The sequence below is a fragment of the Limosilactobacillus sp. genome, from assembly GCF_022482365.1.
GTDB lineage: Bacteria > Bacillota > Bacilli > Lactobacillales > Lactobacillaceae > Limosilactobacillus.
Genome location: NZ_JAKVPE010000001.1, coordinates 329,149 through 355,096, shown reverse-complemented (window position 1 = coordinate 355,096; position 25,948 = coordinate 329,149). Strand labels below are relative to the sequence as shown.

29 protein-coding genes and 1 pseudogene are annotated in these 25,948 nt (G+C 50.5%); 9 read left to right on the top strand and 21 right to left on the bottom strand.

Translation table 11 applies throughout. The features are described 5' to 3' along the window. Window positions 1-11 precede the first annotated feature (11 nt). Complete coding sequence (locus LKE23_RS01710; protein ID WP_291977791.1) at window positions 12-170, top strand: FeoB-associated Cys-rich membrane protein; 159 nt, start codon at window positions 12-14, stop codon at window positions 168-170. A 40-nt stretch (window positions 171-210) separates the two neighbouring features. On the opposite strand, the gene LKE23_RS01705 is transcribed toward LKE23_RS01710, so the two are convergent. Beyond that, entirely contained in the window at window positions 211-789 is a 579-nt protein-coding gene (locus tag LKE23_RS01705; protein WP_291977790.1) for a TetR/AcrR family transcriptional regulator, read from the bottom strand. A 215-nt stretch (window positions 790-1,004) separates the two neighbouring features. Between LKE23_RS01705 and LKE23_RS01700 the strand changes: the two genes are divergently transcribed. Further along, a complete protein-coding gene (locus LKE23_RS01700) occupies window positions 1,005-2,948 on the top strand; it encodes an FAD-dependent oxidoreductase (RefSeq protein ID WP_291977789.1) in 1,944 nt (647 codons plus the stop codon). Window positions 2,949-2,993: 45 nt separating this feature from the next. Here LKE23_RS01700 and LKE23_RS01695 read toward each other — a convergent pair whose 3' ends face one another. The 10 genes from LKE23_RS01695 to LKE23_RS01650 form a co-directional block, all read right to left on the bottom strand. Beyond that, window positions 2,994-3,821, bottom strand: coding sequence for a PTS sugar transporter subunit IIC (locus LKE23_RS01695; protein ID WP_291977788.1), 828 nt, complete (start codon window positions 3,819-3,821; stop codon window positions 2,994-2,996). Then, on the bottom strand, window positions 3,757-4,056 hold the full coding sequence (locus tag LKE23_RS01690) for a hypothetical protein (protein WP_291977787.1): 300 nt from the start codon (window positions 4,054-4,056) through the stop codon (window positions 3,757-3,759). Before LKE23_RS01690 ends, LKE23_RS01695 begins: the two co-directional genes overlap by 65 nt. A 145-nt stretch (window positions 4,057-4,201) precedes the next feature. Further along, window positions 4,202-5,188 (bottom strand): D-2-hydroxyacid dehydrogenase, encoded by a 987-nt coding sequence (locus LKE23_RS01685; protein WP_291977786.1) that lies wholly within the window; start codon window positions 5,186-5,188, stop codon window positions 4,202-4,204. Window positions 5,189-5,190: 2 nt separating this feature from the next. Next, window positions 5,191-6,348 (bottom strand): aminotransferase class I/II-fold pyridoxal phosphate-dependent enzyme, encoded by a 1,158-nt coding sequence (locus tag LKE23_RS01680; protein ID WP_291977785.1) that lies wholly within the window; start codon window positions 6,346-6,348, stop codon window positions 5,191-5,193. Between the two features lie 224 nt (window positions 6,349-6,572). After that, on the bottom strand, window positions 6,573-6,830 hold the full coding sequence (locus tag LKE23_RS01675; protein ID WP_291978305.1) for a hypothetical protein: 258 nt from the start codon (window positions 6,828-6,830) through the stop codon (window positions 6,573-6,575). Between the two features lie 14 nt (window positions 6,831-6,844). Continuing rightward, window positions 6,845-8,578 (bottom strand): oxidoreductase, encoded by a 1,734-nt coding sequence (locus tag LKE23_RS01670; RefSeq protein WP_291977784.1) that lies wholly within the window; start codon window positions 8,576-8,578, stop codon window positions 6,845-6,847. 132 nt (window positions 8,579-8,710) lie between these two features. Beyond that, window positions 8,711-9,295: a TetR/AcrR family transcriptional regulator gene (locus LKE23_RS01665; RefSeq protein WP_291977783.1), complete on the bottom strand. Its 585-nt coding sequence runs from the start codon at window positions 9,293-9,295 to the stop codon at window positions 8,711-8,713. 215 nt (window positions 9,296-9,510) lie between these two features. Further along, window positions 9,511-10,611 (bottom strand): glycerol dehydrogenase, encoded by a 1,101-nt coding sequence (locus tag LKE23_RS01660; RefSeq protein WP_291977782.1) that lies wholly within the window; start codon window positions 10,609-10,611, stop codon window positions 9,511-9,513. An 82-nt stretch (window positions 10,612-10,693) separates the two neighbouring features. Next, window positions 10,694-11,626, bottom strand: a complete 933-nt coding sequence (locus tag LKE23_RS01655; RefSeq protein ID WP_291977781.1) for a LacI family DNA-binding transcriptional regulator — start codon at window positions 11,624-11,626, stop codon at window positions 10,694-10,696. A 136-nt stretch (window positions 11,627-11,762) separates the two neighbouring features. Next, window positions 11,763-12,188: a PAS domain-containing protein gene (locus tag LKE23_RS01650; RefSeq protein ID WP_291977780.1), complete on the bottom strand. Its 426-nt coding sequence runs from the start codon at window positions 12,186-12,188 to the stop codon at window positions 11,763-11,765. A 169-nt stretch (window positions 12,189-12,357) separates the two neighbouring features. Here LKE23_RS01650 and LKE23_RS11085 point away from each other — a divergent pair. Together LKE23_RS11085 and LKE23_RS01645 are read left to right on the top strand one after the other, a co-directional pair. Further along, a pseudogene (locus LKE23_RS11085) lies at window positions 12,358-12,507 on the top strand (KxYKxGKxW signal peptide domain-containing protein); the annotation flags it as partial. A 27-nt stretch (window positions 12,508-12,534) separates the two neighbouring features. Continuing rightward, a complete protein-coding gene (locus LKE23_RS01645; protein ID WP_291978329.1) occupies window positions 12,535-15,108 on the top strand; it encodes an SEC10/PgrA surface exclusion domain-containing protein in 2,574 nt (857 codons plus the stop codon). A 263-nt stretch (window positions 15,109-15,371) separates the two neighbouring features. On the opposite strand, the gene LKE23_RS01640 is transcribed toward LKE23_RS01645, so the two are convergent. The 3 genes from LKE23_RS01640 to LKE23_RS01630 form a co-directional block, all read right to left on the bottom strand. Next, on the bottom strand, window positions 15,372-15,692 hold the full coding sequence (locus LKE23_RS01640; RefSeq protein WP_267201427.1) for a carboxymuconolactone decarboxylase family protein: 321 nt from the start codon (window positions 15,690-15,692) through the stop codon (window positions 15,372-15,374). A gap of 26 nt (window positions 15,693-15,718) precedes the next feature. After that, window positions 15,719-16,135 carry a cupin domain-containing protein gene (locus LKE23_RS01635; protein WP_291977778.1) on the bottom strand — a complete coding sequence of 139 codons (417 nt, stop codon included), beginning with the start codon at window positions 16,133-16,135 and terminating at the stop codon, window positions 15,719-15,721. A gap of 97 nt (window positions 16,136-16,232) precedes the next feature. Continuing rightward, the gene (locus tag LKE23_RS01630) at window positions 16,233-16,709 is read right to left on the bottom strand and encodes a flavodoxin (RefSeq protein WP_291977777.1); all 477 of its coding nucleotides are present in this window, start codon (window positions 16,707-16,709) and stop codon (window positions 16,233-16,235) included. Between the two features lie 57 nt (window positions 16,710-16,766). Between LKE23_RS01630 and LKE23_RS01625 the strand changes: the two genes are divergently transcribed. Further along, entirely contained in the window at window positions 16,767-17,645 is an 879-nt protein-coding gene (locus tag LKE23_RS01625) for a LysR family transcriptional regulator (protein WP_291977776.1), read from the top strand. A gap of 41 nt (window positions 17,646-17,686) precedes the next feature. On the opposite strand, the gene LKE23_RS01620 is transcribed toward LKE23_RS01625, so the two are convergent. The 6 genes from LKE23_RS01620 to LKE23_RS01595 all read right to left on the bottom strand — a co-directional run bounded on the left by LKE23_RS01620 (window position 17,687) and on the right by LKE23_RS01595 (window position 21,779). Continuing rightward, window positions 17,687-18,025, bottom strand: a complete 339-nt coding sequence (locus LKE23_RS01620) for a branched-chain amino acid transporter permease (protein ID WP_291977775.1) — start codon at window positions 18,023-18,025, stop codon at window positions 17,687-17,689. Continuing rightward, the gene (locus LKE23_RS01615) at window positions 18,022-18,732 is read right to left on the bottom strand and encodes an AzlC family ABC transporter permease (RefSeq protein ID WP_291977774.1); all 711 of its coding nucleotides are present in this window, start codon (window positions 18,730-18,732) and stop codon (window positions 18,022-18,024) included. The genes LKE23_RS01620 and LKE23_RS01615 overlap by 4 nt, the downstream gene beginning before the upstream one ends. A 106-nt stretch (window positions 18,733-18,838) precedes the next feature. Then, window positions 18,839-19,363: a GNAT family N-acetyltransferase gene (locus tag LKE23_RS01610; RefSeq protein ID WP_291977773.1), complete on the bottom strand. Its 525-nt coding sequence runs from the start codon at window positions 19,361-19,363 to the stop codon at window positions 18,839-18,841. Window positions 19,364-19,546: 183 nt separating this feature from the next. After that, window positions 19,547-20,221, bottom strand: a complete 675-nt coding sequence (locus tag LKE23_RS01605) for an NAD(P)-dependent oxidoreductase (protein ID WP_291977772.1) — start codon at window positions 20,219-20,221, stop codon at window positions 19,547-19,549. A 9-nt stretch (window positions 20,222-20,230) separates the two neighbouring features. Then, window positions 20,231-21,040, bottom strand: a complete 810-nt coding sequence (locus LKE23_RS01600; protein ID WP_291977771.1) for a hypothetical protein — start codon at window positions 21,038-21,040, stop codon at window positions 20,231-20,233. A 1-nt stretch (window position 21,041) separates the two neighbouring features. Next, entirely contained in the window at window positions 21,042-21,779 is a 738-nt protein-coding gene (locus LKE23_RS01595) for a hypothetical protein (RefSeq protein WP_291977770.1), read from the bottom strand. A gap of 128 nt (window positions 21,780-21,907) precedes the next feature. Here LKE23_RS01595 and LKE23_RS01590 point away from each other — a divergent pair, with 128 nt between their 5' ends. The 3 genes from LKE23_RS01590 (at window position 21,908) to LKE23_RS01580 (ending at window position 24,308) form a co-directional block, all read left to right on the top strand. Next, a complete protein-coding gene (locus LKE23_RS01590) occupies window positions 21,908-22,462 on the top strand; it encodes a TetR/AcrR family transcriptional regulator (protein ID WP_291977769.1) in 555 nt (184 codons plus the stop codon). 73 nt (window positions 22,463-22,535) lie between these two features. Further along, window positions 22,536-23,378 carry an alpha/beta hydrolase gene (locus tag LKE23_RS01585; protein WP_291977768.1) on the top strand — a complete coding sequence of 281 codons (843 nt, stop codon included), beginning with the start codon at window positions 22,536-22,538 and terminating at the stop codon, window positions 23,376-23,378. Window positions 23,379-23,627: 249 nt separating this feature from the next. Further along, window positions 23,628-24,308, top strand: a complete 681-nt coding sequence (locus LKE23_RS01580; protein ID WP_291977767.1) for an endonuclease III domain-containing protein — start codon at window positions 23,628-23,630, stop codon at window positions 24,306-24,308. 39 nt (window positions 24,309-24,347) lie between these two features. On the opposite strand, the gene LKE23_RS01575 is transcribed toward LKE23_RS01580, so the two are convergent. Continuing rightward, window positions 24,348-25,181, bottom strand: a complete 834-nt coding sequence (locus tag LKE23_RS01575; RefSeq protein ID WP_291977766.1) for a glycosyltransferase family 8 protein — start codon at window positions 25,179-25,181, stop codon at window positions 24,348-24,350. An 83-nt stretch (window positions 25,182-25,264) separates the two neighbouring features. On the opposite strand from LKE23_RS01575, the gene LKE23_RS01570 reads away from it, so the two are divergent. Continuing rightward, window positions 25,265-25,921 (top strand): HD domain-containing protein, encoded by a 657-nt coding sequence (locus tag LKE23_RS01570; protein ID WP_291977765.1) that lies wholly within the window; start codon window positions 25,265-25,267, stop codon window positions 25,919-25,921. Window positions 25,922-25,948 lie beyond the last annotated feature (27 nt).

Sequence of the window (25,948 nt, the reverse complement as noted above, 5' to 3'; positions counted from 1 at the left end):
AATTATTAAAAGTGCAAGTATTGATTAACGTTTTGATTATCGCCGGGATTGCCGCCCTGGCAGTTGGCATCATCATCAACAACTTTCGCCGCAGCAAAAAATCCGGCCGGTGTGCTGCCTGCTCGTATGACTGTGAGGTAAAACGCCTGGCTAGAAAAAAACACGCATAAGTAAAAGGTGATCATTGAGGAAGTCCTCGATGATCACCTTTTATTTTTCAATTGTTGCTACCAGCTCATCGACCGATGGCAAAAAGATCTCCTTGCCGTTGCTATAGTTCAGACGATGGACGATGTAGCCAATCACGGTATGCCAAAGAATGTCGCCCATTGCTTCCGGGTCACCATCACGAAACTGCCCCGCTTCTTGTCCCCGCCGAATGATCTTTCCCAAGAAGTCTCGTCCATAGCTGCTAAACGGGAACACCTCGTTGTCATCTGCCAGTGAACCATTGGCGTAGCAAGAAACCAGAATTCTAATCGGCGAATGATAATTCGTTTGCCGATAGGGAAAAATCACCCGTCGGCAAAAGGTTGCGATGGAATCCCGCGGGGTGGGCAAGCTCAGCACATAGTTTTGGCACTCTTCAATCATCGGCCCGTAGGACTTCAAAATCGCCGCCTTGGATCCGAAATAGTGGTAGATCAGCCCTGCCGAAACCGCGGCTTTTTCCGCAATATCGGTGATTTTGGTATTCTCATAGCCCTGCTCATCAAAGAGTGCAATGGCCGCCTCCAGAATGGCCTTTCGCCGCTTGGCCGTCACCTTTTTTCGGTTCTCAGCTGACATCACCATATGATTTTCCCCGCTTTACTAATTACTTTTACCTAGTATACCATGTTCGCATTATTAAATTATGATTCAAGATTGAATTGACATTCATTGTTGAACAGGGATACAATAATGGCGGATCCAAACAAGAAATCGATTTCATCCTAAATTGCAGTACAACCAGCCAACCCACTAATTGCGGTGTGGTTGACGCCAGTCATGGAGGAAATCCTATGCAAAATAAACACTATCCTAAACTTTTCTCACCTTTCCACATCGGTCACGTTCAGTTAAAGAACCGGATCGTCATGCCCCCATTAGCCACCAACCTGGGTCAGGACGGTTTTGTCACCCCCGAGCTGCTCGACTACTTCGAAGCCCGGGCCAAGGGCGGTGCCGGCCTAATCTATACTGGTAATTGCTCAGTTGACTATCCACGCGGCAAGGACGTGGCTAACCAATTGCGGGTTGATGACATGAAATACTGTGCCGGCCTGAATAACCTGGTGGAACGGGTCCATGCTTACGACGCCAAAATCTTCTGTCAGATTCACCAGGGCGGGAACCAAACCACCATGGAGCACAGCGAGGGCGTGCCGCTTGTATCCCCATCCGGTGTCCCTTCCCCCGTCTGCAAGACCCAGCCACGGGTAATGTCTAACGCCGAAGTCTGGGAAATGATTAACAAATTCGCTAAAGCCGCTCACTGGGTCAAAGTGGCCGGTTTTGACGGAATTGAAATCTTTGGTGGCCACGGCTATCTAATCGAGCAATTCATGTCCCCAGCCACCAACTTCCGTCACGACGAATTCGGCGGCAGCTTTGAAAATCGGATGCGCTTCCCGCTGGAGATTGTTAAGGCGGTTCGGCGGGAAGTTGGCTACGACTTCCCAATTGACTTCCGAATTTCCGTCGACGAATTCACCGACCCCGGCTACCACCTTGAAGAAGGCGTCAAGATGTGCAAAGTTCTTGAAGAAGCCGGAGTTGACATGCTCCACGTCAGCGGTGGCTATTACGGTTCCATGGAACGAACCTTTGAGACCCAGACCTTCCCACAAGCTGATAAAGTATACTTGGCTGAGGCGGTTAAAAAAGTTGTCAACATTCCAGTCATCACCGTCGGCAACATTCGGACCCCGGACGTGGCGGAAAGTATTTTGGAAAAGGGACAAGCTGACCTGGTCGCCCTTGGTCGGACGTTAATTGCCGATCCGGACTGGCCGAATAAGGCCCGGCTCGGTCACGCGGACCAAATCCGGCGGTGCATCAATTGTCTTCACTGTCAGGGCGACACCATCCACCCCGGCCTTGGAATGCGGTGCACTGTCAATCCACTGGTTGGTTATGAATCGGAATACAAGCACCTCTTTAAGACCACGGAGCCGAAGAAGGTCATGGTCATTGGTGGTGGTCCTGCCGGAATGACGGCCGCTTACTCCGCTGCTAAGCGTGGCCACCACGTTACCTTATACGAACAGGACGACAAGCTGGGTGGTCAGATGAACATTGCCGCTGTACCGCCACACAAGGAAATCGTCAAAGAAGTCGGTAAATGGCAAGCTGGCGAAATGAAGCGTTGCCACGTCACCGTTAAAACGGGTATTAAGGTTGACAAGGCCCTGATCGAAAGTTTCAAGCCCGACGCCGTGATTTTAGCCACCGGGTCCGTTCCTTCCGTACCACCGATCGATGGCATCGAAAAGACCATCAGCTCTTGGGACCTGCTTAAGGGCACGGCCGAAGTCACCGCCAAAAACGTGATTGTCCTCGGTGGCGGCGAGACCGGGTCCGAAGTTGCGGATCTGCTTGCCCAAGAGGGACACCAGGTGACGATCATGGACATGCTGCCCGAGTTAACAATGAAGCGCGAGCGGGTTTCACGGGGTGAATTCCTGCGCAATCTGAAAAAGGAAGGCGTCAAGTCCGTCCTGAACGCCGTCGCCACCAAGATCACGGACGACGGCATCCACTACGTTGCCAAGCACTCCGGCCGCAATGGCTTTGTACCCGGTGAACAGATTGTCCTCGCCCTTGGCCAGCATCCGGTTACCGACCTTCAAGATTCACTAGATGAACTCGAAATCCCCTACCAAGTAATTGGGGACGCCTTCATGGTCCGCAACATTGCCTCCGCCAACCGCATGGGCTTTGACGCCGGCCAACATATTGATTAAGCACTTATTGAAAAAACGAGGCTCAAACGGCCCCGTTTTTTGTTTCTATTTATCCAAATCTACTTTCCAATATTCATCCTTGATGAAATGAAAGACGTGCGTACACAGGTAGTAAGCCAGGATCCCGTAGATGGTCGGCAAAACAAAGTAGATCATTGCAATCGTCAAAAGCTTCGTGCCCACGCTGCCAGACATTAACGTGTAGGCATTGATCGGGCCGACTGGAATCCCGAACCCCGCATCCGCGGCCACGTTCTTGACTTGGATGAAGGAATCGGTGAAGCCGGTCAGGGCACCGGTAATTGCCAACGGGATTAGCATTTGCGGGTGCTTGAGGAAATTGGCCAGCATCATCTTGACCGAACCAAAGACCATTGCCACCACGACCCCCTTGCCGTTGACCTTGGAACAGGCATAGGCAACGGCAAGAAAACAGGCGCTGACCCCAACAGAGGAGGCCCCGCCAGCAATTCCGGTGATGCCAAAGGCGTAGGCCAGACCAACCGTCGACAGCGGCGTCGCGATGATGACGGCAAAGGCCATCCCCAACAGGGTGCACATCAGAACCGGCTGTAAATTAGTGAAGGAATTCAGGATTCCCCCGACGGTCGTCGATACCAGGTGAACGTAGGGATAAATAAACATCCCGATCCCACCAACGATGCAGGTCGCCACGATCGGATCCCAGATGATGGCAAATGAGCCAACGTAGTCCCGGATCAAAAAGATGGCGAAGACGGCCAGGGCGGTGACGATGATCGTGTTGATCAGGTCCCCCATCCCGACCAGGGTGAAGGTACCCCCACCCTTAGCCGAGTAGTTGACCGCTCCTGAACCAAGCAGGGTTGCCAGGGCAACGCTGGCCCGCTCCAATCATCGTAAAGTTGAATTGCCCGGCCGCTAGCGCCCCACAGAGCACCGGAACGGCATAAGTAGCCATGTTGCAGGCAGTATTAAGAGCCGACCAGAAGGCGCCATGTGTTGCTAAAGCCTGGAAAAGCGGCCCGACGATTGCGCTTGGCGTCACCGCCACCACGATTGCCATCGCAACCGCCGACATGATCCGGTTCCAAAAGTCGCCCATTGTGTATTCTTTTAAGCTTGTCATACTCATTCCTACTTTCTAAAGTCCGTTAGCACCACGACAGTCTGATCGGTTGCCAGGGCTCGTCGGTAGGATTCAAGCAGCTTTGCAATTAGATGTTGGCACGTCCCAAGTTCATCACGCTCGCTTTCCGTTTATTTGCGTTTTATTAGTAGAGTACTTCATATTGGGGATGACGACCCTCCAGCACTGCTAGAACGTCATCCAAGCCCATTTCGACGATATTCTTCATCGCCGTGTTAGTGTAAAAGGCGCTGTGCGGGGATATCAAGACGTTCGGCATCGCCCGCAAGGTCTTGTAGTCTTCCGGAATCTCATCCGGTTCGGCTTGTTTTTCAAAGAATTGGACCTCGTCGGCCAGAGTATCCAGTGCGGCCCCCGCAATCTCGTGATTTTGCAAGGCAGCAATCAGGTCCGGCGTCTTGACCAGGCCACCCCGGGCCATGTTGATCAGGTAGGCGGTCGGTTTCATCTTCTTAAAGGCCGCCGCATCCAGCATGTTGGCCGTGGTGTCGTCCAGCGGCGTGTGGATGGTCACGATGTCCGACTGGGTCAGAACCGTCTCCAGGTCGGTGTATTTCAAGTAGGCCTCGAGTTCGGCATGGTGGACCGGGTCGGTCGCAATCACGTTGGCACCGAGGGCCGAGTAGATTCGGGCGGTCGCCCCACCAATGTTGCCGGCACCGATGATCCCCACGGTTAAGTTGTAGATCTCGGTGCTCTCCAGGCCGGTCCAACGGAAGTCCAGCTTGTCCATTCGCTGGTCGTAATAGCCGAGCTTACGGACCAAACGCAATGCCTGGGTTAGCCCCATCTCGGCAATTGCCCGCGGGGAATAGGCTGGCACGTTGGTAACGATCAGGCCATTTTGCTTGGCCAGCGGAACGTTGACCATGTCCAAGCCCACCATTCGGGCAGTCAGCTGCTTAAAGCCCATCGCCTTGAGGGTTGGATAAATCGAATCGTCCAGCATGTGCGTCTGTTGAAAATCGATGCCGTCGTAACCGTCTGCCCACTTGACGGTTTCCGGCGTCAGTCGCTCGGTGACGCACTTAATTTCAACGTTGTGTTTTTCTGCCCACGCTTTAATAAAGGGGCGCTCGACGTCCAGGACGGCGTACATGATAATTTTCATTTTCATGCCTCCCACTTCAGCTCTTTCATCTTCGCGACCGCTTCTTCCAGCACATCCAGCGGCTGAGTGGCCGCGATTCGTTCAAAGCCCTCACCGGCAGCCCCAAACGCCAATCCCGGTACCACCAGGATCCCTGCTTTCTTCAGCAGGGCGTCAGCAAAGTCAACCGAATTCAGTCCGGTCGGTCGGATGTCGACAAAGGCGTAGATGCTGCCACCAACCGGACTGACATGCAGCCAATCGAGTTGATTGAGGACCGTTTCCAGATAGTGCAGGCGCTGAGCGAAAGCCGCCGTTATCGGCTTGGCCAGCTCGTCGTGGTGCTGAATGGCATAGAGTGCGGCATACTGGGATGGGGTCGGTGCCGAGAAGGTGACGCCGTCATTAACCATCCCCGCCGCATCGGTTAGCCACTGCGGCGCTAAGATATAGCCCAGTCGCCAGCCGGTCATGGCAAAGCTCTTGGAAAAGCCGTTGATCGTCACCGTGTTCTCGGGGGCGAACTTGGCCATCGGCACGAATTCGTGGCCCGGCAGGACATAATCATAATAGATCTCGTCGCTAAAGATCAGCAGGTTATTCTCGATTGCCACCTGGGCAAGATCTTTCAGTTGGCCCGAGGTCATCACCATCCCTGTTGGGTTATTTGGCGAATTGATGATGATCCCCTTCGTCTTCTTTGTCACCGCCTTGGCGACCGCCGCGGCCGTGATTGCAAAGCCGTCCTCCGGCTTAGTAGCGACCACTACGGGTTTGGCACCACACATCTCAACCTGCTCGATATAGGGAGAGAAGCAGGGTTCGGGCACGATCACCTCGTCGCCAGGATCCAGTACCGCCTTCAGCGCGATGAAGAGGGCGTGCTCAGCCCCCACCGTGATCATCGCCTGCTCCGGCTTATACTTGAGGCCAAAACGCTGGTTGTAATCCTCACTGACGGCGCGTCGCAGTTCTGGCATCCCCATTGCGGCGGTGTAGTGAGTATGGCCCGCCTTGGCCGCCTTCATTGCCGCATCGATGATCGGTTCTGGCGTCGTAAAGTTCGGATCGCCGACCGATAAGTCGATTACGTTATCCATTGTGGCCGCCTGTTCGCAGACATCCGCCAGAATATTAGGTGCCGGGTGCTGATAGGCTTGGCTTAAGAATGAACTATCCATCGTTTGACCTCCTTAGATTAAAAGTTAATTAGAATTATAACATCTAGCTTTTAGATTGCAAGAATAAATATACTATAGTTAAGGATAATGAGTATATTTATAAGCTATCATGTATGCAAAAAGGCTTAGCTACCATTTCATGATAGTCAAGCCTTTGGGGGACATTATTTAATATTTAGCTGTTTTTATGTGAGACTAATAATTTATGAATAGATCTCTCGTAATTAAATTTCTAGAGCTGCATGGTAGCCTTCATGAATGGCATCGTAAATCTTTCGTGGGCCTTCGCAATCACCAACGGGATAAACTTCAACATCAACTAAGTCCTTGTCAAGCTGTTCCTTCAGCGAATCATTTGCTCGTAAACCAGCAGCCATTACTACAGAATCGGCATCTAATACCTGATCATTACCCTCTGCATTGGTAATGGTGACTGAATCCGTTTGAATACTCTTTAGCTTCCGGTTAGTTAAAATCTCAATGCCGTATTTCTTAATTAAGCCAAAATCTTCGGCAAGGGTGATTTACATCTCATCTGCCTCTTGTCACGCATTTCAATAACGGTTGGCTTCTTGCCTTGCTGAGCAAGCCAAATTGCCGTTTCAACACCGACAGAACCACCTCCAATAATCGTTACGCGTTCACCGATGTCCGGCAGGCCGGTCTTCTTTACGGAGCAATCCGCCAGAAGCTCAACAGCGGAGTAAACATTATCGCCATCGGCGCCAGGAACAGGAACGTTCACTGGTTTTGAACCCGTAGCAACAACAATTGCATCGTATCCTCTTAAGTCATCAATGGTTGCTTCCTGATGACGACAGTCAATCGCCAGCTTATTCATCTGCCGGTCATAATATTCAATTAATTTTCGAATGTCCTGCTTAAAGTCAGGTGTAGCGGCTTCGTATAACATGCCCCCAAGTTTGCGTTTTTCGAAAAGCGTAACTTTGTGGCCCCGCAAAGCGAGAACCCGGGCAGCTTCCATCCCAGCTGGTCCACCACCAACAACTGCAACATTGCGTTGAACCTTAGCAGGCTTGATTTCCATTCCCGGCTTACCAACAGCCGGATTAACTGTGCAGCCTAACGGTCCATACCAAGAGTGCCGGTCCTGGTTGCAGCACTCCATACACCGAATACATGGCTTAATGTCATCCCGTAATCCGCGCATCGCTTTCTTTGGCCATGCCGGGTCAGCATACATTTGACGAGCGGTTCCAACGAAATCTGCATCACCGTTTTCAATTACCTTTTCAGCAAATTCAGGTGCTTGAACCGAACCAGCAGTCAAAACTGGAATGTTGACTGCTTTTCGTACCTGACTAGCCCCGTCAACTGCAACCCCATAAGAAATATGCTGCATTGGGACATTGGTGTCCTGAATTGAGATGTTTAAGGCAGCCACACCTTGTTTCTCCAAATGTTTTGCAATTTGAATAGTGTCTTCAATCTGTTGCCCTTTCTTAATACCATCTTGGTAATGTAGTGCTCCACCACCATCACGACCATTAAGACGCACAAGAATTGGGAAATCTTTCCCACACTTTTGCTGAATATTGTCAATGATTTCATACAAAATACGAGCCCGCTTATCAACCGAGCCACCATATTCGTCATTTCGCCAATTAGTCAGCGGTGACAGGAAGCATCCTAAACCGTGCCGATGCCCACCATGAACTTCAACCATATCAAAACCGGCCTTTTTTGCCCGCACAGCCGCATCGCCATAATCATTGATAATCTTATGAATCTCATCAATTGTGTATTCCTTGTATGGGTATGGTGGTTTCATGTGCCAATAAGCAACATTGAAAATCGTAAACCATTCTTCTGCACCCGGAACTTCAAGCGGTCCGTAAGATACACACCGGTGTTCCCCTGGCACAGACGGCTCACCATGGGAGCCAAGGTGACCTAGCTGACAGCAAGCCTTAGCACCATTATCCTTGATAGCCTGGGCAATCTTACTGAATCCTGGTATTTTCGAATCGTCTGTAATAACTGGGTGCCGGTCCAGACCAGACTTTTCTAGTGTGGTAGCAATGTAAAGCCCACAGATGATCAATCCAGCACCACCCTTTGCTTCTTCAGCATAGAACTGCCAAAGATAGTCGGGAACGAAACCGTCGTCTGAACAACTGTCTTCCGCTGCTGGCTTAAAAATCCGGTTCTTTAGTTCAACATTTCCAATTTTTCCACGTTGGAACAGCGCATGATAATGAGAATTCATAATAGTTCCTCCTCGGTTTAGTTGGATGTGCACACCTTATTTTCAATATAAGCGACAATTGTCATCTTAGCAACAAACAGTTGTTAGCAAAATGATGTGAAGGCAACAAAGCCTGAGGAATTGTATACTTGTTCACAAAATTGAGTGCCGATTTCGTTGATCTTTAATAACAATTGAAACCATTTGCCCTGCTAATTCTCCCATTTCTTTCGGTGATTTTGTACTATCATCTAACAGCCATTGACGGATCATTTGGTAAGATCCCGTCGTCGAAAAAGTCATGATCAAACGCCGACTTTCCGGGTCTTTAACGTCCGCTAGCAAACGATCATACATTTTTTTAACGTGATCAGAACCAGTTAACTTACCAGCAAATTCTAAATCAGTTTTCGTATCACGAAGCAACAATTTAGTAAATCGTTCATGTTCTTTTAAGTATGTGCTGACTAGTTCAATTCCCTTACTAAATGTCCACTGACCAGAAACTTTTTCTTTCCAGATTATCGATAGATCATTGATCATATCCTGTTCCATGTCGGCCAGAACATCGTATGGTTTTCCATAATGCTTATAAAAAGTTGACCGATTGATCCCTGCAGTAGAACACAACTCACAAACAGAAATATCTTCAATCTGCTCGTTTTCCATTAAACTAAGCAAGCTTTCTTTTAAAAGACGTTTGGTTAATTTCACCCGTTGGTTTTCCTTTTGTTGCATGACGATCCTCCTGCAAATCAATCTTTTAAGTTAGCATCGACTGTTTATTACTATTATCATCAAGTGAGTACAATGTTGCAAGATCGACAAATGTCTATTAAAAATAAAAAGGCAGTCCAATGTCGATAAAGATATCAACGACATTAGACTGCCTAAAAGCAATTAATTTAATCTATCTGCTCAACAAGATGCTCACTAAGCTTCATATAATTCAGCTATTTAGTTTCCAGGTACTGCTTCGTGTAGGAATCAACGGCCCGGAATGCCTGGGCGACGTCGTCCGGTTCAACGGCAAACGGCAGCCGATCAATGGTGTCATTTTCGGAGCAGGCTGCCTTGGCTGCCTTCAGCAATTCCTCATCGGAAGCCTGATCGAGGTGCAGGTCCTCCAGCGTCGTTGGCAGGCCCAGGGACAGGATCAGTTTGAAGTACTTGTTGTAACGTTCCTGGCTAGCCCCCTCAAGCATCAACTGGGTCAGAGTCCCGTACGCAACCTTTTGACCATGGCTCAGGGCGTGCGTCTCTTCCAGGGTGGTCAGGCCATCATGAATGGCGTGGGCACCGGACAGACCACCACTTTCAAAGCCCAGGCCACTCATCAGCGTGTTGGCTTCGATAATCTTTTCCAGGGCACTGGTGACCACGTGCTTCTTCACGTCGGCAACGGCCAGGTGTGCGTACTTGAACAGGGTGTCCTCACACTTTTGGGCGATGGCGTTCCCAACCAGTGTCTGCTTTTCATTCAGCATCGTGTCGGCCCCCGCCTGGGCAACTGCCTGGGCTTCAACGTTAGTAGCCAGGGCATCGGCAATCCCGGAAATCAGCAGGCCGGCCGGCGCATTAGCGATCACTTGGCTGTCGACCAAGACCAGGTCCGGGTTGTGGCTATAAAAGCGGTAGTGGTCAAAACTGCCGTCATCGGTGTAAATTACCGACAGCCGTGAACACGGCGCATCAGTTGATGCCAGGGTCGGCATGATAACCACTGGCAGACCAAGGTTGTCGGCAATCGCCTTGGCGGAATCACTGGTCTTCCCACCGCCGAGGCCATAGATAACGGTAACCTGCTTGTCCTGACCAATCTTGGTGACCCGGTCAATCTCGTTGGTTGACGATTCCCCACCGAACATCACGGTCGTCACGTCGTACCCGTTGTCTTTGAGGTAGGATTCCAGCTTTTCGCCGACGATCTGGTAAACGTCCTTGTCCGTCAGCAGCATTGGCTTCTTACCAAAGCCCTTCAGATATGGGTCACTCTTGAATAAGACACCCTTGCCCTGAACGTATGATGATGGTGAACCAAACTCTTTAATCATAATAAAAGCCTCCTATGGTGTTGAAAGCGCCTTCTTGATTACGGTTAAATTATCGGTTCGGAAACCGGTTTCCTGTCAAGACCTAACGCCAAATAATTTTAAACTTTATTTCTCGGCTTATCTGATCCTGCTTATGGAGCGCCAAATCAACGGCTGCCTGGCCCATCTGACGAAAGCACTGATCAATTGAGGTGAACCCTAAGAGCTGGCTGGGCAGCTGGTTACCCTGGCCAATCACCACTGTTTGCTGGCCAGCCCGGCGCAGCTCCTGAAAGGCACCGGCCGCAGTCGCATCACCTTCAGTGAGGACGGCATCTAGGTTAACCGGCAAAAGTTCATGCATCCTCCGTCGTCCGTCGGCAAGCGTTCGACAGGAATAGCGGACATAATCAGAATTTGGTTGGCGACCGAAAACGGCTCGGTACGCCTGGAAGGCTTCTCGCGTACTGCGGCTCTGGTCGGCTGGACGAATCATCAAAAAGCCAATTTTACGGTCGCCCTCTTTTTTTAGGCGTTCAAATAGTTGTTTGAAAACGGCCAGGCGATTGGTGCGAACCGTCTTCAGATCATCATCGGCAAGATCTTCGCAGAACACCAGACTGCCGAATCGTTGATATTGTGAGATTTTCTGGTAGGGCAACTGGTGTGATGTAACGATCAGCGAGCCAACCAGACGGTGCTCAAGCTCGTCTAAGAAACGCTGTTCACGTGCAGTCTGGTAGTTCGTCGGCATGAGAACAACCTCTTTGCCCTGCTTGGCGGCGGCAATGCTGATGGCGCTGGTCAACTCCTGAAAGTACGGGTGATCGAGAAGCGGCACCAGCACGCCAATCCGGTCATTAATGTTCTTGCTCAGGTTGACGGCCATGCCGTTGTAATGGTAATCCAACTCCTGCATTGCCTTTGCGATCCGCTCACCGAGCTGGGCACTCACATAACCATTCTTGGTCAGGTATTTGGAGACGGTCGAGGGGGCACAGCCGACCGCCTTCGCGACATCATAAATTGTGGCCAATTTGTTATCTCACCCTTTTCTAAAGTCGTTTATGAAATCAGCATAAAGCATCTTGATTATTCTTACAATCTTCTAAACTAATAGACTCCCGACTGATCACTGGCCGGGAGTCTATTTTAAATCGTGTCGTTCAATTCTATTTTTTCTTCAAAATGTTGAGAATGTTGCGCCACTTACTTCCTTTCACCTGGTAGTCCTTAATCGGTTGGGTCACCTCAACGCAGCCAATATAGTGCCCGGAATCGTCGTGCAAACTGTAGAACGAAATATTGATGGGCTGATTATCCTTAGTGATGATTAAGGACAGGTGACCGCGCTTGCCATCATGCATCTGATTCAGGACGGCCTTGACCCGTTCTTGCGAATGACCCGGGTGAACCTCAAAGACCGTCTTGCCAACATCCTTCTCGGTCCGTGGGAAGATTCGGTCCTTGTTCATTGAAGACCAGACAACCACATCGTTTTCGTCAAGGACATCAAACTCTTGCGGAATGGTTGTAAAGATTGCGTTCAACTGGTCAAGCGACAGGTGCCCACCAACTAGCTTAAGATCGTCATTCATCATCGTTCCCCCACTCTTAAAAATTATTCTCTAATTTTAGCATGGTTGGGACCAAAAAGAACGAACGAAAACTTCAAAGGCTTATTTTCAATGAAGTGACATAATATTCCACATACGTAAAAATTATATTTAATGCATTCCGAAGTACTCGTAAAGAACTAAAATAAAAATGTACACGGTATTTGTGTGTTTGTATTGGGAAGGAAGTATTTTCATGAAAGAACATATTAAATTGTACAAATCTGGAAAATTATGGGTTTCATCGTTGATTGCCGTTGCAGCTCTTGCTGGATTCGCAGCTGTATCCCAGCCTGCCGTTCACGCTGATACTCAGCCTGTTGCTCAAATGCGGGTTGCTGCAACTGACAACGCGGCCGTTACTTCAGCACAAACTGCTGTAAGTAGTGCCAGCGCTGCTGTTCAAAAAGCTAGTGACGCTGTCAACCAGGCAGCAACTAGCCAAGCAGCAGCACAGAGTACTCAAAATGATCTTAACAACACGGTTGCCAGTCAAAGTTCCGCACTAGCTAGTGCCACCGCTAAACAGACCCAGCTCAACCAACAAATTCCTGCCGATTCAACGGCTATTGATCAGGCCAAGTCTGCTATTAACAATTTAGCCCAAGACCAAGCTGCCTTGTCTAGCGCAAAAGCTGTTGAAGCTCCCGCTCAAAACGATGTTAATAGTGCTGCTTCAGTTCAAAGTCAGGCACAATCAGCAGCTAACACGGCTAGTCAAGCTCTCCAAGATGCTCAAAACAATTTAAGTAATCTTGAAAAGAGCTTTGGCGTGGTTAACACGATTAATGCTACGTCTGATTTTATCACTCAAATGAGGAATGCAAGAGGTAATACCTTCACCATCGGCAAAGACACTCAAGGCCTTGACTGGGATGCTCTAGTTAAAGCTTGTGCGGCCAGCTTGAAGCTTAATCAGTATCAAGAAGATGAAGCAGCTAAGGCTATTCCGGTTCATATGAATGCTAATGGTACTTTATCTCATGATGATGTTGTTTATGCAACCCAATATACGGCACAGTTAATTAACCCGCTCCGTGCCCAAATTGGTACACCGTTGTATAAGATTAGCCAAGGTTCCATCAAAATTGCCGAGGACGTTGCCGATCGCTATCAAAATGACCAATGGAATCCTTGGATCCAAGCCCATGACAACGCTGGCTTAACTGACGTTGGGAATGACTGGGGTACCTATGTTGGGGAATCCTGGGCTGGCGACTTATCTTTTGCCAACGCAACCTATGATGACAGCACCGGTGTCTGGACTTCTCATTATGACAGCCTAACTCGTAACGACCTCCAACGAGGAATCTACAATGCATTGCTCGATCTGCTCTTCAATGACTGTGATCAGGGATGCGGCCATACAACTGACATCTTAGGTACTCGTTATCCAGCCGATTATGCTAACCCAACTGATTCTACTTACTTCATTGATGCTGGTTCTATCTACTTAGGTGTCGATTACACTTACACCAACACTGGCAAGGTCACTAACTGGTACGGCCAGAAGAACCTTTACGAAGGTGGTTTCCACTTTAACTCTGAAGGTGACCCGGACAGCTCTTATGTCAAGACATTAGGTTCCGGGTATGTCGGAGTAGGACTCTTGGACCCTAACACCAAGTTTAACCAACCGGAAAATCGGGAACAAATTGCTATTCCTTCAGTCAACGACCATCAAGCTGAGATCAATGCTGCTAAACAGGCTGTTGCTGAAAAGTCGCAGACTAACCAAGCCGCACAAGCTAAGCTCAATGATGCTAATAGTGCATTAGACCAAGCACAAGCTAAGCTTACCCAAGCACAAAATGAGCTTAAAGAGGCACAAGCTAAAGTTGATGCTGATCAAAAAGCACAAGCAAACTTGTCTCAACTTGAGAGCCAACTAAGACAAGAGCAAGCTGATTTGGCTAACGTTAATACCCAAATCGTTCAATTACAAAAGGATTTGAAGATAAGCCAAGAAAAGCAATCAGCCGGCCAGAGAGTATTAGATGAAGCAAACGCTGCACTTTCTACAGCAAATGCAACGCTTGAGCAGGCACAAGAAAATCTAAAGAATGCACAAGCTGAATATGACAGATTGACTGGCCAGCCAACCCAGCCATCCATCCCTACCACAGGCGGTACGACCACCGGCTGGCAGAAGATCAATGGTCATTGGTACTACTTTAATAACGGCACAGCACAAACCGGCTGGTATAAGTCCGGGGCTGGCAACTGGTATTACTTTGAACCGGAGACAGCCCAGGCAGCTACCAACTGGCAGAAGATTAATGGCCGTTGGTACTACTTTGATAACAGCAATGCTTGGGCGCTGACCAGCTGGCAAAAGATTAACAACCGCTGGTATTACTTCGATCCGACCAATGCTTGGGCTGACACCGGTTGGTTCCAGTCCGGAGCCGGTAACTGGTACTACTTTGACCCAACGAACGCCTGGGCCGATACCGGTTGGCAAAAGATTAACAACCATTGGTACTATTTCGACAACAATAATGCTTGGGCACTGCGGGGCTGGCAAAAGATCAATAACCGCTGGTATTACTTCGATCCTGTAAATGCCTGGGCTGACACCGGCTGGTTCCAATCTGGAGCTGGCAATTGGTATTACTTCGACCCGACGAATGCTTGGGCCGATACCGGTTGGCAGAAGATTAACAATCGCTGGTATTACTTCGACAACAACAATGCTTGGGCAGCAAAGGGTTGGTTCCAAACTATGGCCGGCGACTGGTACTACTTCGATCCGACTAATACCTGGGCCGACACTGGCTGGCAGTACATCAACGGTCAATGGTACTACTTCGATGCCAACGGTAAAATGGAGACTGGCAGCGTGCAGATCAACGGACGCACCTACAGTTTCGACAATAATGGCCATTGGCTTGGTAACTAAACACTAAAAGAACCCCGACCTGATTTTGGCCGGGGTTTTCTTTTGCTGCAAGCAAAAAGAGCGTCCTCTTTCGGGTCTGCTCAATTTATACTATCCCACAGGATTTTTATATGCCCACACTATGCCCGCAAATGTTATTAAAAGTCGTTATCTGACGTTGTTTCGTTATAAAGTATCACACTCATGTCATAAAATTCGACAAACATATTTAAAAACAAAAATGCCCGTAAACGTTGCTATAACAACATCCGCGAGCATTTTGATTAGTCGTCCCAAACCTTTTTGGCAACGGCGAAAGCACTCCAGGCATTCGGCCAGCCAACGTAGAACGCCAACTGGGTAATCATTTCGGCAATCTCTTGCTTGGTGATCCCGTTCTTCTTCGCCGTCTGCATGTGGTAAGGCAGCTGTTCAAAGGCTCCCTTAGTGATCAGGGCGGTGACGGTCAGGAAGCTCCGATCACGTGGACTGAGCTCCTTCTCCCGTGACCACACCTGGCCAAAAAGGACGTCATCGTTTAATTCCGCGAACTTCGGGGCAAAATCACCGAGTTGGTCGCGACCTGCAGTTTGTTTCTTTGCCATTTGAATCAAGCTCCCTTCAATCTTAATTACTTGCTCAGCTTGTCGTAGTAAGCGTCGTCAACCTTTTCCAGCCATTCGCTGGTTCCCTTGGTGATGGCGATGTGGGAGAACCAGGAGTCCTTGGTGGCACCATGCCAGTGCTTAACGCCTTCGTGGATTACTTGAACGTCACCAGGCTTAAGGAGCCGTGCCGGCTTACCTTCTTCTTGGTACCAGCCTTCGCCGGCGGTTACCAGGAGAATCTGAAAGCCGTTGTGGTGAATGTGCCAGTCGTTGCGGCAGCCGGGTTCAAAGTTGACGTTGGAAATGTTGACGTCGATGTTGTCGTCTGGGGCAACCAGGCCGTTCAGGTAGCTGGTGCCGATGAAGTACTTGGCGAAGGCGACATTCTTTTCGCCGAAACCAAACATGTCGTTTTTAACTTCTTGTTCGTTTTTTGCCATTATGATTATCCCCTTTTGTTTTGTTGTCTATACTATAAAAGAAAAGTCACATAATGTGAAATGCTTATTGCAAGTATGCATCTATTCAAAATATGAATTATAGTTTACGAAGCCAGGATGCTAGGCTCGCAGGATCAAAGCGCGGGTTGGCGTGGGTCAGGACATGGTAGCCGGGCCCGACCCGCAGCTTGCCAGCGTGGGCAACAAAGTCCTGCTGGTAGTTGCCGGTATCGCTCCAACCGGTGCTAAAGGGTGCCACCGTGCCATGGTAGCCCTGGAGCATCCCCAGCAGCCGCATGACCGGCGACGAGATTTGGCCATCCCAAACCGGGCCCCCGACGAGGATCGTGTCGTAGTAGCTGAGGTCCGGGAGCTTGGTGGCCAGCGTTGGCAGGTCGCCACTGGCCCGCTGCTGGCGGTAAACCTTGTCGGTGGCATTCATGTCGTCCGGAAAGGTCCCAGGTGCCACTCGGACCCGCAGAATGTCGGCCCCAGTCAGCCGATGGATCTGGCTGGCCACCTTGGCCGTAGTGTCAAATTGGGAATAATACAGAATCAGTGCTTGTTTTGCCATGTGAAGGTCCCCTTTGCGCTATAATTAATTTATTAACCTAATTTAGGAGGTACATTTGTGGATACCCGCGTTTTGAAATACTTTTTAACCGTTGCTCAAACTAATAATATCACAAAGGCCGCCAAACAGCTGCACGTCACCCAGCCAACCCTCTCCCGCCAGATCATGGACCTAGAGCACGAGCTGAATGCCACCCTCTTCGACCGCAACCAGCGGCGGATGCAACTAACCCGTGCCGGCGTGCTTTTTCAGCGGCGGGCAACAACCATCCTCCAGCTCCTCGACCAGACCGAAGAGGAACTGCACCAAAAAGGGGATGCCCTCACCGGGACCGTCAGCCTCGGCTGCGTCGTTTCTAGTGCCTCAGCGTTTTTGATGCAACTCGTCAATCAGTTTCAGCACCAGCATCCCGACGTTTTCTTCAACCTTTTCGATGGTGACGGCGACGTCCTCCGCCGCCAGATCGACGAGGCCGAAACCGAGCTAGCCTGCCTGATCGAACCGGTTGAGGCCGCCAAATACAATTATTTGGTTCTTCCCGTCCACGAGCAATGGGGAATTATCCTCCGCGCCGATGATCCGCTGGCCCAGCGCAAGTCCTTCACCAAGGACGACCTTTCCAAGCTGCCGTTGATCATCCCCCACCGCAACATCGTCAGGGACCAGGTCAGCGATATTCTCAAACTAGACCTCCGCAAGCTCAACGCCAAGGTCAGCAACAACCTGCCGAACAACGCCATGGAGCTAATCCGCTCCGGCCAATACTATGGCCTGGCCATCGGCGGGATTCTTAACCTCTACCACGATCCCTCGCTAGCCTTCGTCCCCTTCAGTCCTGCGACTTCGACCGGCCACGTCCTGGTATGGAAGAAGAATCGTACCCTTTCGCCGGCTGCCGAAGCCTTCCTGCAGTTCGTCGCCGATCACAGCAACTAAAAAGCGCCGCTCGCATTAATTTGCGACCGACGCTTTTTTGCTTAGAAAACAAAGTTAATTAGCAGAATGTAGGAAACCGTCCCGACGATCAGTGAGAGAAACATGCTTCGCCGCCAGAGATGCACCAGGACGGTGATCAAACCGGCGATTAGATCCGGCAGGCCATGATTGCCGCCCAACAGATTAATGTTGCGGTAGCAGTAGACGACCAGCATGCTCATGATTGCCGCCGGTAGGAACTCCCCGAGCCCCTTGATGAAGGGTGAGAGTTCGTCCTCCTCGTCCTTGCTGGAGGTAAAAAGGCGAAACGGCAAGTAGCGGGTCAAAAAATTGGTGACCGCCGCGATGCCAATCGTCACCACTCGTTGCCAAAACATCATTGGCCCTCACCTCCCCGAACGCGTCGGCGGTAAAAGTAATAGTATTCGCCGACCAAAATCAATAGGGTTGCAATCAGGAAGTAGGTCTTGCCAAAGAGCAGCAGGCAGGCAACGGTGATCACGAGCCCGCTGATCGAGCTGACGTGGCTCTCTTCCTTGAGGAACTGTTCAAGGGCCAGGACGATGAAAAGGGCTGTCATCACGAAGTCCAGCCCTTTGATCTGGATGTTCATCGCACTGCCCAGAAAGCCCCCTAAAAAGGCGCCCAACACCCAGTAGAAGTAGTCGAGGGCCGTAATCCAGAGCTGGACCGTGCGCAGATCACAGTTGTCCGGCACGTGGGACAGGTTGTAGTTGATGACGAAGGTCTCGTCCGTCAGCCCGAAGAGCAAAAACCACTTCCGCCAACCCCGGTGCGGATACTTCGTCAGCATCGAAATCCCGTAGAAGAACTGGCGAAAGCCCACCACGGCAGTGATCAGGAAGACATTGAGCGGGTTAAAATGCTGCAGCAGAAGGTTAGCAATCACAAACTCGACCGAGCCCCCATAGATGGTCAGCGCCATCAGGGTCGGATACCAAAACGAGAAACCGAGATTGTGCATGTATAGTCCGTAGCCAATTCCCAGGATCACGTAGCCAAAGAACACCGGGCTCGAGGTCTGGAGGGCAAAGCGGAAATTATTTTGCTGTCGTTCATTTTTCACCGATCATCACTTCCCAAATCCGTAATACGTTTTATTTTAACAGATCAATGGGATCATGACCATCCGAAAAAGGCGCCTCCCGTTTAGGAGACGCCGCATTAGTATATTAGTTGCCAGTCAGCATGGCGTAAACGATTGAATTTTCCTCCGGGCGGTAAACACCATGGAGCATCCCGACCTCAGTAAAGCCGGTCTTAGTAATCAGGTGCTGCATGATCTTGTTGTCCTCGTGGGTGTCGATTCGAATCGTCTTGATGTCCTTCCGGTTCGTCTTGATGTAGTCGATCACGTTGGTGAAGAGGGCCGAAGCATAACCCTTACCGGCGTGGTTAGAGTGGATGGCGACCCGGTGGATCACCACGTACTTGTCGGTATCGATGAGCCAGTCACCGTCGAGCTCATCGTAGGAATGATCCGGTGCTTCCACGATTGACAGGGCGCCGACCGTTTCATCATCGTCGGACTGGACCAGGTAAGCCCAACCGTGATTAATATCTTCCTTAACGTGTTCAACGTTGGGATAGTCTCCCTGCCACTGGTCAATCCCCTGGGAGGCCAGCTGGTCACGGCCGTCCCGCAGGATTTCAAGAATTTGGTCGAGGTTGTCCATCGTTGCTTGCTTGATTTGCATGTATTGATCATCCCTTCATTATTTTTTCTTATCAAAACCGCTCATCTGATAATTAGAACCATAATAATGTATCACACTTTGCGTTTTCCTGACAAGCAATAAGGGCTAATTTTTGGTTTGAGAAAGGACATTGCAACAAAAAAGCAGAGTCGGATTGAAGCTCTGCTTTTTTGCTTGTTTTGCTTACTCAACGGGCTTATCGCCATGGCTGAGGGTAATCCGCTGGCGAATGAATTGGTGGTTGGCGATCAGGTCGACAATTCCCTGGGCAAAGTCCGTATAGCTAATGTAGTCGTCCTTGCCATCATCGCCGCCCGGAACAGGAGTAAACTCCTCCCCCGCAACGTGATAGGAGTGGGTGGCCACTCCCTGAGAGTCAAAATTATATGCCGGGGTAACATAGGTCCACAGGAGGTTGGAATAGCGCCGCAGAATGTCGAGTGCTTCCTGATGGGCGTCACACATGAACTTATACTTTGCTGGGTAATAGCTGGATAGGCTCTGGAGGGTTAGTGTGTGTTCAGGATTAATGAAGAGCGTATTCGTGCCGCCAACCTTCAGCAGGCGCGTCTGGTTCTTAAAGCTGCTCAATAGTTGGGCCAAGTGCCATAGTCCGAGGTAGACATTAGCCGCGCTATCCTCATCCCAGCCGGCCGTTGCGTCCAAAATAGCGTCATAACCAGTGATCTCTTTTTGCGTCAGTTCCTTAACGTCTTTGATTAAGACGGTTGCCTGACCAAGATCAACTTCCGGATGGTCATGGTGGCCAACAGCGGTGACCTGCATGCCCTGTGCCTGGGCCAGTCGAACGACCTTCTGTCCAACCCGACCAAAGGCGCCAATTACCATAATCTTCATTCCAATTACCTACTTCCTGTTTTTGACTTGCTGGGGCGATTGTTTCCAATTATCCAGCAGATACTTGTACCACACTAAGAATTCGTTGGCCAAGTGGAACTGGTGCTCGCGGATCATGGAGCTGGTGAAGAAAACGGGGAATTCGTCTGCCAACTTGGCCCGAAAGCCCGTCCCCTCCTCCTTGTACTGATGGCGAATGTCCCCCGCAATGGTGTTATTCGTCATCATGCTAATGCCGACCATTTGGTAGGGGTATTCCGGATCCCGTGGATAATTGATCCCCGCTTCAACACCGTAATAGTTGATAAAGTGGGCTTCCATCGGGGCCCCACCAGTAATCTCAACGATTTCCTGGGAATTGTGTGGCCGCCCTTCGAGAAGCAGGTGGTCTGGACTAGCTGCCAAACCAATCCGGCGGTCCTTTGCGGAGGTCGAGGTCATCAGGGCCTGGATCTCATCAACAAACTTCTTCAGGTCAAAATTAGCGGGCACGTTTTTAACGACAATTTCCACAACGCTGGACTTGCGCTTGTGCCGCCCTAAAGTCGCCATCAGGTCCTCGGCAGTGTTAGTCAGCTGAAAGACGTGCTTTAGTTTCCCGCGAATTTCTTCATTGCTTAGCTGCATTTTGTAATCGACGAGCTTCTTGCGAACGGTCAAGACGTCGGTTTCGGGAATGCTCCGCACAAAGAATGGGCTGACATCGATGTGATAAAACTTCTGCAAGCGCTTGGCCATTGCGACCGAATGCCGTTTCTCCCAATCTTCAATTTCTTTTGGCGCCACCTTTTTGCCGCTAAAGTATACTTCAGCTTCCATCCTATTCACCCTCCTTAATTCTTCTTTCGATTTCGCTAAACCAATTGTAGAATTCGCACGCTAAATGGTACTCGTGGGCGCGAATGTTCTTATCCGGCATCAAGATTGGAAATTCAACCATTAGCTTGATGTGGCACCCCGTCGCGGTATCCTTCATCTGGTGACGAACGGCACCGATGGCCAGGCCACTCGGCAGGTACGAGACCCCAGCTGCTTGGTAAGGGTAGTCCGGATCCTTTTTCGATTGTAAACCGGCAAAGTCACCGTAACGAATGACGAACCGGCTGGCCCATGGCAAACCACCCGTCAGCTCAATCACCTCTTGATCGGTCTCATTCAGACCCTGCAGCAGGTAATGATCCGGGTTGGCCCGCAGGCATGCCCGGCGATTGGCTTCCGTGTTATTGAGCATCATGTCATCGTACATCTTGCGCAGCGTCTTTGAATCACAAAAGTCAACATCCATCTCCGTCACGCTGATCTTGCGCTTTCCCCTGGACATTCGAACGACGACATTGCTGCCAGTGGCCGTAAAGTCGACCTGTTTTTGCATCAGGCGGCGCATCTCCGCTTGGGGAATCGTTGCTTTAAATGCGGCAAGCTCATCCGCATTCTTAATGTCGAGCTGCTTGTTTAATTTCTTTTCAAAGAATTTCTTTGAGACTCCTACTCGCCAGGCTTCCCATTCCTTAATATCCGTCTCGGTGAATTCTTTTCCTCTGATCGAAACCTTAATCATGTCGTTCTCCTTTCCGGTAATACAGTTGTTTTATCCGTAGTTTACTTTATAATAAGGGGGATGACAATGGTTTAAGGAACCGCGTGGACAGAAGCACAAATTTGTATTCACAGAAAGGATCACTTCACATGACTAAAACTGCCAAACAAATTGCCGCACTAAAAAAGGCCAACCACGAATCGCGTCAGATCGTCCGGGAGTCGATTCAGGAAGGCCTCTTCATTTTGATGCGGAAAAAAGATTTCGCCAAAATTACGATTACTGAATTAATCAAGGTGGCCGGCGTTTCGCGCTCCGCTTTTTACAACAATTACAAGTCCAAAAATGACATTTTAGAAGAATTAATCCAAAGCGTCACCACCAACTGCTTTAATAGTTTCTTCCCCGGCCTGCAAGAGGGCTGGCGCTACACTTTCAATGCTGTTTACGAGCAGCGAAAAAAGCTGACGATCATCATCAATGCCGGTTTGGAAGCAGAAATTCTTGCATTGCTGAACCAGGAAATTTTGCCAGGCCAAGAGGACTACATCATTCACGCCGCCTGGAACGGGATTGCCTATAATCTGGTGATCGAGTGGTTTAAGCGGGGGATGGAACCGGGGATTGATGAAATGGTCGACTATGCCGCCAAGATTACCAGCAGTCCCGCCTTCCTTAATTCCCTAAAGAAAACCGGCAATTAAGGATTCGAGCATTCCATCGCCAGCAGATGATGCTATGATAGCCTTAAATTACATCAAAGAAGGCTAAATTTTCATGAAACAGCGTTTTGTAATATTGAGCAGCCTCATAGTGGCCCTGGTTATCCTTCTCCTACCGACCAGCAGCGGCCACGCCCAACAGTTGGCCGATCACTATGTCCATTCCACCACCCCGACCCTTTTTTTCCACGGCTTCGGGGGCTCAACCAAGTCAGAACAGTACATGGTTGACGGAATCATGGCCGTCGGCGTCAGCAAGACGGCGATTGTCGCCGACGTCAGTGGGTCTGGTCAGGTCACTCTGGAGGGCACAATCCCCCACAATGCCGTCAACCCGCTCGTCGAGGTCAATTTTGAAAACAACCAGAACACCAATTACAGCGAGCAGGGCAAGTGGGCTAAAAACGTCATCGTTAAGCTCGCAAACACCTACCACTTCAAGAAGATCAACATCGAGGCCCATTCGATGGGCAACTTGGCGGTGATGTACTACCTCCTGGCCAACGCCCACAATAAAAAGCTGCCCCAGCTGCAAAAGGAAGTCGCCCTGGGCGGTCCCTTTGATGGTGCCATGGGCTGGAACCAGCCAAGTGATCTGAAATCCGTCAATGCCAAGACCGGCAAGCCATCCGCGATGAATGGCTCCTACCGCAAGCTGCTACCCTTGCGCCACTCCTACCCGCGCCAGGTTCGGGTATTAAACGTCTACGGGGACCTCGGCACTGGTGACGACAGCCAGGTCAGCAACCTGTCGAGTAAATCCTTCCGCTACCTCTTGAACAACCGGCCGCGTTCGTATCGCGAAATCCGGCTCACCGGGACCAATGTCAAGCACGAACTGCTCCACCACAACCCGCAGGTCAATCAAATCCTGATCAAATTCTTCTGGGGCAAGTAAAACCTACTATCAAAAGAACGAGGTTAGGCATTAATCCAGTTTCTTTGCTATTTTATAGCTATAAATGCTACAGCGCGGTAGCTGGCTGGATTCCGAACGTTGATAAATCAACGTCCACCAGGATAGGCTAGCTTCGCGTCGGAACGCCTAGCCAGCCTCGCGGGGGTGAGAAGACGAACTCGCAAGCGAGTTCTGTCCCACTCCCGTTCTCTTTTTTTCGTTAAAAATAGTTTGGAAAGGACTGATGACATGCAGATTACCCTCATCACGCTTTACCAAAAGATGCGCCGCCAGATGGGCCCGTCCGGCTGGTGGCCGGCCGACTCCAAGGAAGAGATCATCATCGGCGCGATCCTGATCCAAAACACTAACTGGCGCAACGCCGACCAGGCCCTGGCCCTGCTGCGCAAGGAAACCAGCCTGAATCCCAACCAACTATTGGCACTAACGCCCGACAAGCTCCACGATCTGGTTCGGCCCGCCGGTTTCTACCGCAATAAGAGTCGGGCCCTGGTCAGCGTCTTTTCCTGGCTGCAGAGTCGGGCCCTGGTCAGCGTCTTTTCCTGGCTGCGGCAGTTTGACTACGACTACCCAGCGATCCGGCAAAAATACGGGAAGGGACTCCGCACGCAACTGCTCAAGTTGCACGGGATTGGCCCGGAGACCGCCGACGTGCTGCTCACATACGTTTTTGAGGTTCCCACCTTTATCAGTGACAAGTATGCCCGGACCCTTTTTACCTGCCTGGGGGCCACGGGTCTGACGTCCTACCAGCAGCTGGCCAACCGGGTTACCCTGCCGGCCGACTTCACTGCCGCCATGGCCCAGGACTTCCACGGCCTGATCGATGAGTTCGGCAAACGTTATTTTCATCCCCTGACCAAATTCGACGACAGTTTTCTTGCCGGCGATCAACTCCGCCTAAAATAAGCGCGTCACGTGAGCCATTTTCGGCCCCGTGACGCGCTTTTAATTGAGTCTTAATTTATCGTCCGCCACTCGTTCTGCCAAGCGCCAGTAGTGCTTGTACAGGGCCGTGTAGCGTCCACTATTTTTGGTAGTTAGCCACGGCTTTTCCCGACCGCAGTAATGGAGGATCACGGTGTGCTTGACCGCCCAGTCGAGGGTCCACTCACCAAAAGAGATCGTCTCGTAGATGCGCCCGTTACGGGTGTCGAAGTTATAGAGCTCGTCCGGCACCGACTTGATGTATTTGCCGTAAAGGGCGTTGAGGACGTCCTGGTCAGGCAAAAGAAGGACGTGCTTGCGAATATAGCTAAAGATGTCCTCAGCCCGCACCCGCCGCCGGATCTCGTCCAGATTCATCAGGAGGACCCCGGAATTGTAGTAGCCATCGGCATCGAAGTTTTGCAGGCGAATCTTGTTGATTACCTCGGTGGTGTTGGTCAGCCCGGTGTGGATGGCCGAGGCGTAAAGGTAACCGCTGAGGTCAAGGTCGTAGAGGCTGGTCAAATCGTTAATGCAGAGCACGTCGGCGTCCAGGTAGAGAATCTTATGTAAGCTTTTTGGCAGCAGCTGATGGGCCAGCAAACGATAATAGATCGTCGTCGGGTAGCGATCGGTCACCGGCGCGGTGGCAAACATCCCATCTTCGACCATCACCGGGTGGTAGGTCATCCCCAGGTGAGCGCAGACCCGTTTCAGCTCAGCCGCCTGCTTGAGGGGCTGCTTTTGAATCACGTAAACGTTAATCTTCGTCGGCCGGGTGTTCAGCCGAATCGACAGCAGCACCGTTTCAAGCTGTGTAGTATAATGGTCATCAATTGAAAATAATAAATTCATTGCGCGTCTCCCCTCATTCTTCTGCCTAATTATAACAAGCTTCGCGGGTGGCTCGCATTCAATTTTGGTAACGGAGGTTCACTATGGAGCAAGAAAAACAAATTGTCGCGGTCAAGAACTACACCATCAGTAAATTGGGGGCTGACAAGTCCGGCCACGGCATGGATCACATCAACCGGGTTGTCAGAATGGCCCGTCGCTTGTCCATTGGCGAGGGCATCGATCCCTTCCTGCCGGTGGTGGCCGCCTACCTGCACGACACGATTGACGAAAAACTGGTCGACAGTGTGGACGGTGCCAAGGCCGAGCTGAAAGCCTATCTTTTAGATCAGGATTTTTCTGCTGAGCAAGTCACCACCATTATGAACGTCATCTCCAACATTTCCTTTGCCCACACCCTGGACGGTGAGCCAATCCACCTCTCCCTCGTCGCCAAGATCGTCCGGGACGCCGACTGGCTGGATGCCATCGGCGCGATCGGCATCACCCGGGCCGTCTACTACGGCGGCCGGCACCGTGAACGAATCTACGACCCCGCTACCAAGCCGCGGGAAAACATGAGCCGGGAGGAATACCGGAATTTAGCAGATGAAACGATCATCAACCACTTCTACGAAAAGCTGTTCAAGTTAAAAGACATGCTGCAGACTAAGACCGCGCGGGAAATTGCCGAGCACCGTCAACAGGTGATGTATGACTTCCTAAATGAATTCAAGGCCGAATGGAACGCAGAACGCTAAAATAAAAAGGGAGTGGAACAGAACTCG